Annotated in this window: 12 protein-coding genes; 6 read left to right on the top strand and 6 right to left on the bottom strand. The window is 66.8% G+C overall.

Annotated features, from left to right (window positions below):
• Nucleotides 1-3: 3 nt before the first annotated feature.
• Complete coding sequence (hisF, locus tag NS365_RS03670; protein WP_058598909.1) at nucleotides 4-834, bottom strand: imidazole glycerol phosphate synthase subunit HisF; 831 nt, start codon at nucleotides 832-834, stop codon at nucleotides 4-6.
• 327 nt (nucleotides 835-1,161) lie between these two features.
• Here hisF and NS365_RS03665 point away from each other — a divergent pair, with 327 nt between their 5' ends.
• Complete coding sequence (locus tag NS365_RS03665; RefSeq protein ID WP_058598908.1) at nucleotides 1,162-1,704, top strand: DUF4142 domain-containing protein; 543 nt, start codon at nucleotides 1,162-1,164, stop codon at nucleotides 1,702-1,704.
• A gap of 90 nt (nucleotides 1,705-1,794) precedes the next feature.
• On the opposite strand, the gene hisA is transcribed toward NS365_RS03665, so the two are convergent.
• The 4 genes from hisA to hisB are packed head-to-tail and all read right to left on the bottom strand — an operon-like array spanning nucleotide 1,795 to nucleotide 4,280.
• Nucleotides 1,795-2,529: a 1-(5-phosphoribosyl)-5-[(5-phosphoribosylamino)methylideneamino]imidazole-4-carboxamide isomerase gene (gene hisA / locus NS365_RS03660; RefSeq protein ID WP_058598907.1), complete on the bottom strand. Its 735-nt coding sequence runs from the start codon at nucleotides 2,527-2,529 to the stop codon at nucleotides 1,795-1,797.
• Nucleotides 2,529-3,182 (bottom strand): imidazole glycerol phosphate synthase subunit HisH, encoded by a 654-nt coding sequence (gene hisH / locus NS365_RS03655; protein WP_058598906.1) that lies wholly within the window; start codon nucleotides 3,180-3,182, stop codon nucleotides 2,529-2,531. Before hisH ends, hisA begins: the two co-directional genes overlap by 1 nt.
• A 5-nt stretch (nucleotides 3,183-3,187) precedes the next feature.
• On the bottom strand, nucleotides 3,188-3,658 hold the full coding sequence (locus NS365_RS03650; protein WP_058598905.1) for a DUF2628 domain-containing protein: 471 nt from the start codon (nucleotides 3,656-3,658) through the stop codon (nucleotides 3,188-3,190).
• A gap of 13 nt (nucleotides 3,659-3,671) precedes the next feature.
• Nucleotides 3,672-4,280: an imidazoleglycerol-phosphate dehydratase HisB gene (gene hisB / locus NS365_RS03645; protein ID WP_058598904.1), complete on the bottom strand. Its 609-nt coding sequence runs from the start codon at nucleotides 4,278-4,280 to the stop codon at nucleotides 3,672-3,674.
• A gap of 353 nt (nucleotides 4,281-4,633) precedes the next feature.
• On the opposite strand from hisB, the gene hslV reads away from it, so the two are divergent.
• Nucleotides 4,634-5,197: an ATP-dependent protease subunit HslV gene (hslV, locus tag NS365_RS03640; RefSeq protein WP_193753380.1), complete on the top strand. Its 564-nt coding sequence runs from the start codon at nucleotides 4,634-4,636 to the stop codon at nucleotides 5,195-5,197.
• A 76-nt stretch (nucleotides 5,198-5,273) separates the two neighbouring features.
• On the opposite strand, the gene NS365_RS03635 is transcribed toward hslV, so the two are convergent.
• Nucleotides 5,274-5,909 carry a LysE family translocator gene (locus NS365_RS03635; RefSeq protein ID WP_058598903.1) on the bottom strand — a complete coding sequence of 212 codons (636 nt, stop codon included), beginning with the start codon at nucleotides 5,907-5,909 and terminating at the stop codon, nucleotides 5,274-5,276.
• Between the two features lie 416 nt (nucleotides 5,910-6,325).
• Here NS365_RS03635 and NS365_RS03630 point away from each other — a divergent pair, with 416 nt between their 5' ends.
• The 4 genes from NS365_RS03630 (at nucleotide 6,326) to NS365_RS03615 (ending at nucleotide 10,825) form a co-directional block, all read left to right on the top strand.
• The gene (locus NS365_RS03630; protein WP_058598902.1) at nucleotides 6,326-7,357 is read left to right on the top strand and encodes an aldo/keto reductase; all 1,032 of its coding nucleotides are present in this window, start codon (nucleotides 6,326-6,328) and stop codon (nucleotides 7,355-7,357) included.
• Between the two features lie 4 nt (nucleotides 7,358-7,361).
• Nucleotides 7,362-8,081 (top strand): SDR family NAD(P)-dependent oxidoreductase, encoded by a 720-nt coding sequence (locus NS365_RS03625; RefSeq protein ID WP_058598901.1) that lies wholly within the window; start codon nucleotides 7,362-7,364, stop codon nucleotides 8,079-8,081.
• A gap of 420 nt (nucleotides 8,082-8,501) precedes the next feature.
• Nucleotides 8,502-9,869, top strand: coding sequence for a guanine deaminase (gene guaD / locus NS365_RS03620; protein WP_082684397.1), 1,368 nt, complete (start codon nucleotides 8,502-8,504; stop codon nucleotides 9,867-9,869).
• Between the two features lie 107 nt (nucleotides 9,870-9,976).
• Complete coding sequence (locus NS365_RS03615; protein ID WP_058598900.1) at nucleotides 9,977-10,825, top strand: fumarylacetoacetate hydrolase family protein; 849 nt, start codon at nucleotides 9,977-9,979, stop codon at nucleotides 10,823-10,825.
• Nucleotides 10,826-10,837 lie beyond the last annotated feature (12 nt).

The raw sequence follows: 10,837 nt of genomic DNA, 5'->3' as shown, positions 1-10,837 counted from the left end.
GGGTCAGTGAGTGCGGGGCGCGGCGGGGGCCGCGTCGAGGCGCATGGGAATGCCGGCTTTGGCCATATGCTGCTTGGCTTCAGCGATCGTATAGGTGCCGAAGTGGAAAATCGAGGCCGCTAGAACCGCCGCCGCGCCGCCCTGCAGCACACCGGCGGAGAGATGGTCGAGCGAGCCGACGCCGCCAGAGGCGATCACCGGCACGGACACGGCGTCCGACACGGCGCGGGTCAAGCCGATGTCGAAGCCGGCCTTGGTGCCATCGCGGTCCATGGAGGTGAGGAGGATTTCGCCGGCGCCAAGCGCCACGACGCGGCGCGCGAACTCCACGGCGTCGATGCCGGTCGGCGTGCGGCCGCCATGGGTGAAGATCTCCCAGCGCGGCGCGCCCTCGGGGCTCGCCACGCGCTTGGCGGAGCTATCCCCCACGACGCGCTTGGCGTCGATCGCCACCACGATGCACTGGTTGCCGAACTTGTCGGCGGCCTCCGCCACGAATTCCGGCCGCTTCACCGCCGCCGTGTTGATCGACACCTTGTCCGCGCCCGCCAGAAGCAGCTTGCGGATATCGGCGACCTCGCGCACACCACCTCCCACCGTCACCGGCATGAAACAGGCTTCGGCCGTGCGCGCCACGACGTCGAAGATCGTCTCGCGATTGTCGGAGGAGGCGGTGATGTCGAGAAAGCAGAGTTCGTCCGCTCCGGCCGCATCATAGCGGCGCGCGGCTTCCACCGGATCGCCGGCATCCACCAGCCCCTCGAAATTGACGCCCTTGACCACGCGGCCGTCCTTGACGTCGAGACAGGGGATGATGCGGGCCTTGAGCGTCATCGGACGAACCTTATCCAGTCCGGCGAGCCGGCGGGGAGAATGGGCGCGTCCATGCCACGCCGTCGCTGTGCTTATCGCCGCAGGCGCGCTGCTTCGCAAGTCGGTGAAAGTATGAGCCCCGACCTGTCTCACGTGAAACAAAGTGACGCCGCAACGGCATTCGGTTCCATCACGGAAGCAGGAGCGGGGCCATGAGCCACAATAACATTCGCGTTATTCTTTGGCATACTGAAGATTAAAGCGCCTGACGACCGGAACAGGGCCTTGGAAGGATCGTTGCCTCCCCGACAGCCGACCAGCCCGTCGGCTCTTTCCATCGAGGACATCATGAAAAAGACCATCGCCGTCATGGCGCTTTCCGCCCTGTTCGCCATGCCGATCGCCGCGCAGGCCCAGCAGGCCGCGACGCCCGCCACGGGCACGCCGACCAAGATGAAGGCGGCGACCACCCAGGGCGATTTCGTCGCTATGGCCGCCTCGTCCAACATGTTCGAAATCGAGTCGAGCCGCTTGGCACTCGAAAAATCCGAGAATGCCGAGGTGAAGCGCTTCGCGCAGCATATGATCGACGACCACACCAAGGCGGGGGCTGATCTCCAGGCGGCGCTGGCCGCTGGCCCGAAGAGCGACGTGCCCAATCGCCTCGACCCCAAGCATGAGCGGATGTTGGAAGAGCTTCGTGCCGCCTCCGGCACGCAGTTCAACGCGCTCTACATGCAACAGCAGCAGGCCGCGCATGAGGAGGCGATCGGCCTGTTCCAGGGCTATTCGATGAATGGCGAAGCCGGCCCGGTGAAGGAGTTCGCCGCCAAGACGCTGCCGACGCTGGAAATGCACCAGCAGATGCTCGGCAAGGTCAAAGCCTCGTAATCAAAGCGAGGGTTCGGGCGAGGGCAGGGGCCTTGGTGGCACCTGCCCTTTCCTATGCCGGCGAGCCTCGTGTTCGCCAGTCTTGGCCGGTCAGCGCGCGAGCCGCGCTAAGGCCGTCACCGGGTCGATCCGTCCATCATAAAGCGCGCGACCGCTGATCGCGCCTTCCAGGGCGGCCGCCTCCGGGCTCGCCAGCCGCTCGATATCGTCCATCGAGGCCAAGCCGCCCGATGCGATCACGGGAATGCGGACGGCGCTCGCCAGTTCGACCGTCGAGTCCCAGTTGATCCCCGCCAGAATGCCGTCGCGGTCGATGTCGGTGTAGATGATGGCGGAGACGCCCGCATCCTCGAAGCGGCGCGCCAGATCGATGGCGGTGAGGGTCGAGGATTCCGCCCAGCCCTCCACCGCGACATAGCCGCCCTTCGCGTCGATGCCGACCGCGACGCGCCCGGGAAAACGTTTGGCGGCTTCGCGCACCAGCTGGGGATCGCGCACCGCGACCGTGCCGAGGATGACGCGCGACAGACCCTTGTCCAGCCAGCGCTCGATATCCTCCATGCGCCGGATGCCGCCGCCGAGCTGCACCTTCATGTCGGTCCCGACCGCACTCAGAATTGCGTCCACCGCGCCGGCATTCACCGCGCGCCCTTCGAAGGCGCCGTTGAGATCGACGACGTGAAGATGCGTGAAACCCTGCGCGCGGAAGGCCTTGGCCTGATCCGCCGGGTCGGCGTTATAGACCGTCGCCTCTTCCATCAGCCCGAGCTTCAGGCGCACGCATTCGCCATCCTTCAGGTCGATGGCGGGAAAGAGAATGGGCATCAGGGCTTCCACTTCAGGAAGTTGGCGATGAGGGCCAGACCCAGCGTCTGGCTCTTTTCGGGGTGGAACTGCGCGCCGACCTTGTTGCCATTGGCAACGAGCGCCGTGACCGACCCGCCATAATCGACAGTCGCGATCACCTGGGTCTCGTCGCGCGGCACGAGATGGTAGGAATGGACGAAATAGGCGTGGAGCCCCGTCTCGCCGGTGGGAATGCCCTCCAAGATCGGATGGGGGTGGCGCAGCTCGATCGTGTTCCAGCCGATCTGCGGCACCTTCAGCTTGGGATCGCTCGGCACGATCGGCTCGACATCCCCGGAAATCCAGCCGAAGCCCGGCGTGATCGTCTTTTCCAGCCCGCGCTCGGCCATGAGCTGCATCCCGACGCAGATGCCGAGGAACGGCCGGCCTTCGGTCTCCACGGCATGACGCAGCGCCTCTTCCATGCCGGGCACCGCGCGAAGCCCCGCGCGGCAATCGGCATAGGCGCCCACGCCCGGCAGCACCACGCGGTCGGCCCCGCGCACGATCTCAGGGTCGTCCGTCAGGCGAATGTCCATGTCGAGCCCGGCCTCGCGCGCGGCGCGCTCGAAAGCCTTGGTGGCCGAGCGCAGATTGCCCGAGCCATAGTCGATGATCGCAAGTGTCGGCATCAGCTTCAGTCCGAAAGGGGAGAGGGCGCTGGCCCGAAGGGGCGGCTTTCGTCAGAATTCTGAGGCGCGGCGGATGCGGCATCGAAGGTTCGAATCCCATCCTCTCCGCCAGCGGCCATGCCCGCATAATAGCGGATTTCGGCCTCGGCCCGGTCGCTCGCCATCAGGGCCGCCGTCTCGCGCCAGCCCTTTCGCCGGAGCTTCCAGGCCTTGAGGCTCGGGCCTTCCAGCGCGACCAGAAGTCCGATCAGGAGCGGCAGCGCGGCGGCAGCGATGCCGAAGCCCTTCGTGCCCGCCTGCCAGGCGATCAGGACATCCAGCGCGAAGACCGCGATGGCGGCCAGAAACAGGCGGTGCCAAAGCAGCCAGAGCGCGGGCACGAGCAGCGCGACCAGCGAAAACCCGTCGCGCACGAACAACGCTTTCTCGCTGGCCCCCACAATATCTGGGGGCTCGAAGACGCGGAAGCGCTTCATGACCGCTCGTCCGTCACGCCAGAATGCCCTTGGTGGAGGGCACGAGATCGGCCTGCCTCGGGTCGATCTGCAAGGCATCGCCCAAGACCCGCGCCACCGCCTTGAAGCAGGTTTCGGCAATATGGTGCGAGTTCTCGCCGTAGAGCGTCTCGATATGCAGGGTCAGCCCGGCATTCATCGCGAAGGCCTGAAAGAACTCGCGCACCAGCTGCGTGTCGAACGTGCCGATCTTCTCGGTTGGGAAGCGCGTGCGGAACACGAGGAACGGACGGCCCGACACGTCCACCGCCGCGCGCGTCAAGGTCTCGTCCATCGCCAGATCCAGCGAGGCATAGCGCCGGATGCCGCGCCGCTCGCCCATCGCCTGCCGGATCGCCTGACCCAGCGCAATGCCGACATCCTCCACCGTGTGATGGTCGTCCACATGCAGGTCGCCCTTGGCCTCGACCCGGATGTCCATCAAGGAATGGCGCGCCAGATGGTCCAGCATATGGTCGAAGAAGCCGACGCCCGTCTGCGCCGTCGCGCGGCCCTGGCCGTCGAGATCCACATGAACGCGGATCTGCGTCTCCTTCGTCGCCCGATCCACCGCCCCGTCGCGCCGACCCGCCGTCACGCCCATGTTCCTGACCCTTCGTCTTCCACTCACGGGCTTCATACAGGCGCAAGGTCCTGTGCGCCAAGGGGCGTGATGGTGGATGTGAAAGGCGGGGCTGCCGCCCCGAGCCCCGCTCGGGAAGTACTTCCCGAACCCTTCCTGTCTTTTGGGACCTTTTCCGAGATCGGGGAGGGCCAGCGGCCCTCCCCGATCTCGGACACGATCCAAACGAACGAGGGGTGCAGGGGAAATCATTTCCCCTGCCGGGGTACAGGGGCAGCGCCCCTGCTCTTCGCCATCCGCCATCGCGCCCCCTTGGCGCACCGGCCTTGCGCATCCCATATGGGGCCGGAGTTCGAGACAAAGGGCATGAGACCATGATGGAGCGGCACGATCCCGCGCAGATGTATTCCACGACGATCGTGACCGTTCGCAAGAACGGCAAGGTCGTGGTGGCGGGCGACGGGCAGGTTTCGCTGGGCAACACGGTGATGAAGGGCAACGCGAAGAAGGTGCGCCGGCTCGGCAAGAACGGGCAGGTGATCGCGGGCTTCGCGGGCGCGACGGCCGATGCGTTCACGCTTCTGGAGCGGCTGGAGGCCAAGCTGGAGCAGTATCCGGACCAGCTGACGCGCGCCTGCGTGGAACTGGCCAAGGACTGGCGCACGGACCGCTATCTGCGCCGGCTGGAGGCGATGATGATCGTCGCCGACAAGAACGTCACGCTGACGCTGACGGGCAATGGCGATGTGCTGGAGCCGGAAAACGGCGTGATGGCGATCGGCTCGGGCGGCAATTATGCGCTCGCGGCGGCGCGGGCGCTGGCCGACACGGATTTCGGCGCGGAGGAGATCGCGCGGCGCGCGATGAAGATCGCGGGCGAAATCTGCATCTACACCAATGGCAACGTGGTGCTGGAAAGCCTCGACGCGGACGCGTGAGGCGTAAAGCGCAAGTTCGAAACGCTACCTCATGGATCAGGCCGGTTGGAACGTCGGTTCCAGCCGGCCTTGTCGATCAGGCGGCCGACCGGCGCCACCCGGCGGCGAGCATGCCGGCACCGATCATGAGCGATCCGCCGACGCGATTGACCGTCCGCTGGACGCTCGGCCTGCGGATCGTCTGGCGCGCCATGGAAGCGAGGATGCCGTAGAGCGCGGCGTTGATCGTGGCGAGAACCAGAAAAGTCACCTCGAAGATGATCATCTGCTGGAGCACCGGCCGCGTCGTGTCGAGAAACTGCGGCAGGAAGGCGACAAAGAAGATGATGCTCCTGGGGTTCAGCGCCGTGACGACATAGGTGTGCAGAAAGATGCGCAGGGGCTTCTCGTTCGGCACTTCGGCGGCGTCGTTCACGACTCCGGTCGAGACTGGCGCGCGCCAGAGCTTGATGCCCAGATAGATCAGATAGGCCGCGCCGATCCATTTGAGCGCGGTGAAGACAGTGGCCGAAGCGGCCAGAAGCGCGCCGAGCCCCAGCATGGACGCGGTCATGGCGGTGAAGTCGCCGAGCGCCACGCCGGCGACCGTCGAGGTCGCGGCCTTGCGGCCATGGCCGAGGGCATAGGAGATGACCAGAAGGATGGTCGGTCCGGGAATGGCGAGAAGAACCGCCGACGCGGCGATGAAGGCCAGCCAATGCTCGAGGGACATGCGATTTCTCCGGTTGGACGCCGAAGCAATCCATCGATTCGAAGATTTGGCAAGAGTGTTGCCGGCTACGATTCGGCCGACGAGATGGAGCCCGGTGAGGCCGGTCTACAAGGGGAAGGGACCGGCGAACCTCACGGGTACGACCGAGGGGGTCCGCGTAAGACCTGAGACGAGCCGAGGCTGGCTCGATCGCACGAACCGACCGCGTTTCTCGCCCCAGCGTGGCCCAGTCCACGGGCTGCCTCGCGTCGACCGGATGGGCCTCGACGGTGCTCGGGAGTCTATGAGCCAGCTTCAGGTTCCAGCTTGCCATAACCCAACCCTCGCCCTTTCCCGCCGCGCCCCCGACGCTAAGTCGGCCTTGCCAGCGCCGGGCGGATGAATTCGCAGGCCGGCCCGGAACAAGGAGTTTCCCCATGGAGTATCGGCGGTTCGGACAATCGGGTCTCAAAGTGCCCGTTCTCAGCCTGGGAACGGCGACCTTCGGCGGGTCGAACGAGTTCTTCCAGCGCTGGGGCGCGACCGATGTGGCCGATGCCTCGCGCATGGTCGATCTCTGCCTCGATCATGGCGTCAACTTCTTCGACACGGCCGACATCTATTCGGGCGGCGTGTCGGAGGAGGTGCTGGGCCAGGCGCTGAAGGGCAAGCGCGAGCGCGTTCTGATCTCCACCAAGGCGACATTCCGCAACGGGGAGGGCCCGAACGAGGTCGGCTCCTCGCGCCACCATCTGGTGCGCGCCTGCGAGGCCAGCCTGAAGCGGCTGGAGACCGACCATATCGACGTTTACTTCATGCACGGGTTCGACGCCTCGACCCCGGTGGACGAGACCTTGCGTGCGCTGGACGATCTGATCACGGCCGGCAAGATTTCCTATATCGGCGCGTCCAACTTCTCCGGCTGGCATCTGATGAAGTCGCTGGCGACCTCCGAGAAATACGGGCTCGCGCGCTATGTCGCCTATCAAGGCTATTACTCGCTGATCGGGCGCGACTATGAATGGGAGCTGATGCCGCTGGGGCTCGACCAGGGCGTCGGCCTCATGGTCTGGAGTCCGCTCGGCTGGGGCCGCCTCACCGGCAAGATCCGGCGCGGGCAGGAGAACAAGGGCGGGCGCATCGCCTCGGGCGGCGCGGTCGGCGGGCCGCCGGTCTCGGACGACTACGTCTATGATGTCGTGGACGCGCTGGACGCGGTGGCCGCCGAGACGGGCAAAAGCGTGTCGCAGGTCGCGCTGAACTGGCTGCTGCAACGGCCGGGCGTGTGCAACATCGTGGTCGGCGCGCGCAACGAGGAGCAACTTCGCCAGAATCTCGGCGCGGTCGGCTGGAGCCTGACCCCAGGCCAGATCGAGCGACTGGACAAGGCCTCGCATCGCGAGCCCGTCTATCCCTATTGGCACCAGAAGGATTTCGACGAGCGCAACCCCAAGCCGACGCGCTGGTAAGCCCTTGCGCGCCGCCCCGCCTTTCGCCCGCGCCGTCGTCATCGGGGCCTCCGGCGGCGTCGGCGGCGCTCTGGCCTTGGCGCTCGCCGAAAGCGGGGCCGAGGTCGAGGCCTTCTCGCGCTCCGGCCGCGCGCCGGGTCACCCGAGGCTTCAGGCCGGGACGCTCGACCTTCTGGACGAAGCCTCGATCGCGGCGGCGGCCGCACGCGTCAAGGCGGGCGGCGCGCCCGATCTCGTGATCGTGGCGACCGGGCTTCTGCATGGCGAGGGCGTGCAGCCGGAAAAGACCTGGCGGCAGATCGAGCCGGACGCCTTCGCGCGCCTCTTCGCGGTGAACGCGACCGGGCCGGCGCTGGTAGCCAAGCACATGCTGCCGCTTCTGCCGCGCGAGGGGCGGGCGGTCTTCGCCGCGCTCTCGGCCCGCGTCGGCTCGATCTCCGACAACAGGCTCGGCGGCTGGGTCGGCTACCGCGCCTCCAAGGCCGCGCTGAACATGATCGTGCAGACGCTGAGCCTGGAGTTGAGGCGCACCCATCCCGCCGCCCTCTGCGTCGCGCTGCATCCCGGCACGGTGGAAACCGCGCTGAGCGATCCGTTCTCGCGCAACGCCGTTCGCGTGACGCCCGAGGCGGCGGCCGGCAACCTGCTGCGGGTCCTCTCCACTCTTGCGCCGGAGGACAGCGGCGGCTGCTTTGCCTGGGACGGGCAGCGCATTCCCGCGTGAATGGTTTCATCAGGTGGTGTTCGAGCCGTCTGAAAAGACGCGGCCCCGATCCCACCGCAAGGGAGTGGGGCTCCTCTACAACGGGCTGAACAAGGGGGGTGGAGCCCCTCGCGCCAGCGGCCCACGTATCGGCCGGCATCGGGAAAACCGAACGCTCTTCGGCCCATCCGGCGAACCGCGTGGGGCGGACTCCCTTCCCCACTATCCCCTTCTCACATTTTCAACAGACAAGGGGGGCAATCCGCCGATTCCTCTCCGCCTCCGCCTCCGCCTCCGCCCCGTCACCGGTGCTCGCCCATGCGCTGCATGGACTGCGCCCGGTTCCTTGCAAAAACGAAAAGGCTTTTGCCGGCTCTCCCCGGAGGTTTCTCTTCAGCTCAGGCCTATCTCCACGCACTCACAGAGTTTAGTCTCCCAGATATGACCGACATCATGATTCCAGCGGGCGGTACGCTCGCCCTTCGCGCGCGCGTTCTGTCCTATGACGTGCAGCATCTTCAGCCGGGCGAGACGCCGGTGGCGCGCTTCATCGAAGACGGGCTCGTCGTCATTCGCGACGGCATCATCCAGGCCGTGGGCGAGGCGAGCGAGCTTCTCGAAGGGCTCGGCCCCGACCAGCCCGTGACGGACTATCGCCCGTTTCTGCTGACCGCCGGCTTCATCGACCCGCATCTCCACATGCCGCAGACGCAGGTCATCGCCTCCTACGGCACGGAGCTGATGGAATGGCTCGCCAAGTACACGTTCCCCGAGGAGTCGCGCTATGGCGACCCAGCGGTGGCGGACGCGGCGGCGCAGTTCCTGCTGCGCGAACTCCTGCGCAACGGGACGACCACGGCGGTCGCGTTCTGCACCTCGCATCCGCAATCGGCGGAGAGCTTCTTTTCCGAGAGCGCGCGGCTGGGCCTGCGCATGATCGGCGGCAAGGTCATGATGGACCGCAACGCGCCGCCCGAACTCACCGACACGCCCGAGCGCGCCCATGACGAGACGCTGGCGCTCGTCCAGCGCTGGCACGGCGCGGGGCGGCTGGAAGTCGCCATCACGCCGCGCTTCGCGCCGACCTCCACCGAAGCCCAGCTGGAGGTCGCCGGCGCGCTGGCCAAAGCCCATCCCGATCTCGCGATCCAGACGCATCTCTCCGAAAATCTCGGCGAAATCGACTTCGTGCGCGAGCTTTTCCCTTGGGCCGAGGACTATACGGCGGTCTACGAGCGCTACGGCCTCGTGCGCCGCCGCGCGCTGTTCGGCCATTGCATCCACCTGTCGGAGCGCGAGCGCAGGGCGCTGGCCGAGCATCAGGCGACGGCCGTGTTCTGCCCGACCTCGAACCTGTTTCTGGGCTCCGGCCTCTTCGATCGGGACGGCGCTTTGGCTGCAAACCTGCGCATGGGTCTCGCCACCGATATCGGCGGCGGCACGTCCTATTCCATGCTGCAGACGGCGGGCGAGGGCTACAAGGTGCTGGCCCTGCGCGGCCAGCGTCTGCCCGGCCATGCCGCCTTCTACATGATGACATCAGGCAATGCCGATGCGATCGGCTTCGGCGACCGCATCGGGCAGGTCGCGCCGGGCTTCGAGGCGGATCTGACGATCCTCGACGCGCGCGCCACGGCCGCGTTGCGCCAGCGCATGGAGCGGGTGGAGACGCTGGAAGAAGAACTCTTCGCTCTGACGGTGCTCGGAGACGAGCGTGCTGTGGTCGCAACCTATGCGGCCGGCCGCCGGCTTCATGCGCGCGGCCTAGCCGAGCCGCCGCCGCTGGCCCATGGCGGGTTGGCTGCTTAAACCCTGGCGCGGCTGCGCTAGATAGCGCCTGCGGCGCTTTGCCTTGAGCGGGCGCCGCTATCAGAACGAGCCGGCCGGAGAAACCGGCGCGGGGCAGGAGGACGGGCATGAGACTGGTGCGTTTCGGAGAGCCGGGGGCCGAGAAGCCGGGGCTGATCGACGAGGAAAATCGCATTCGCGACCTGTCGGGCGAGATCGACGATATCGGCGGCGCGGTTCTCTCCCGGCACGGGCTGGAGAAGCTGCGCGCGCTGGACCCCAAAAGCTTGCCCAAGGCCGATCCGAGCCATCGTCTCGGCCCGCCCGTCGCCGGCATCCGAAACTTCATCGCCGTCGGCCGCAACTATGCCGAACACGCCGCCGAGACCGGCTCGGAGACACCGAGCGAGCCGCTCCTGTTCAACAAGGCGGTCTCCTGCATTGCCGGACCGCGCGACGGCTTCGCCATCCCGAACGGCGCCACCAAGGTGGATTGGGAGGTCGAGGTCGCCATCGTCATCGGCGAGCGCTGCTATCAGGTCTCGAAGGACGAGGCGATGAATTACGTCGCCGGCTTCTGCCTGTGCAACGACGTGTCCGAGCGCACCTGGCAGAAGGAGCGCGGCGGCCAATGGCTAAAGGGCAAGAGCGCGCCCGGCTTCGGCCCGCTCGGCCCTTGGCTGGTGACGCGGGACGAGATCGAGAACCCGGCCGCGCTGGAACTCTGGCTCGACGTGAACGGCCAGCGAATGCAGACCGGCACCACGGCGGACATGATCTTCGACTTCGCCACCATCGTCTCCTACACGTCGGAGTTCCTGGCGCTGGAGCCGGGCGACGTCATCACCACGGGCACGCCGGCGGGCGTCGGCGCTGGCATGAAGCCGCCCGTCTTCCTCAAGGCCGGCGATATCGTCACGCTCGGCAACGCGCATCTGGGCGAACAGCGTCAGGTCGTTTCCAGCCCAGCGGAATAAGTCCGGCAGCGG

Origin of the sequence: Aureimonas ureilytica (genome assembly GCF_001475935.1) — a bacterium.
Taxonomy (GTDB): Bacteria; Pseudomonadota; Alphaproteobacteria; order Rhizobiales; family Rhizobiaceae; genus Aureimonas; species Aureimonas ureilytica_A.
This window is presented reverse-complemented; position numbering and strand designations above follow the sequence as displayed.

What these genes read in the sequence shown, in the direction of transcription:
- hisF (WP_058598909.1), bottom strand. Translation starts at nt 834, where the DNA reads ATGACGCTCAAGGCCCGCATCATCCCCTGTCTCGACGTCAAGGACGGC.
- NS365_RS03665 (WP_058598908.1), top strand. Translation starts at nt 1,162, where the DNA reads ATGAAAAAGACCATCGCCGTCATGGCGCTTTCCGCCCTGTTCGCCATG.
- hisA (WP_058598907.1), bottom strand. Translation starts at nt 2,529, where the DNA reads ATGCCCATTCTCTTTCCCGCCATCGACCTGAAGGATGGCGAATGCGTG.
- hisH (WP_058598906.1), bottom strand. Translation starts at nt 3,182, where the DNA reads ATGCCGACACTTGCGATCATCGACTATGGCTCGGGCAATCTGCGCTCG.
- NS365_RS03650 (WP_058598905.1), bottom strand. Translation starts at nt 3,658, where the DNA reads ATGAAGCGCTTCCGCGTCTTCGAGCCCCCAGATATTGTGGGGGCCAGC.
- hisB (WP_058598904.1), bottom strand. Translation starts at nt 4,280, where the DNA reads ATGGGCGTGACGGCGGGTCGGCGCGACGGGGCGGTGGATCGGGCGACG.
- hslV (WP_193753380.1), top strand. Translation starts at nt 4,634, where the DNA reads ATGATGGAGCGGCACGATCCCGCGCAGATGTATTCCACGACGATCGTG.
- NS365_RS03635 (WP_058598903.1), bottom strand. Translation starts at nt 5,909, where the DNA reads ATGTCCCTCGAGCATTGGCTGGCCTTCATCGCCGCGTCGGCGGTTCTT.
- NS365_RS03630 (WP_058598902.1), top strand. Translation starts at nt 6,326, where the DNA reads ATGGAGTATCGGCGGTTCGGACAATCGGGTCTCAAAGTGCCCGTTCTC.
- guaD (WP_082684397.1), top strand. Translation starts at nt 8,502, where the DNA reads ATGACCGACATCATGATTCCAGCGGGCGGTACGCTCGCCCTTCGCGCG.
- NS365_RS03615 (WP_058598900.1), top strand. Translation starts at nt 9,977, where the DNA reads ATGAGACTGGTGCGTTTCGGAGAGCCGGGGGCCGAGAAGCCGGGGCTG.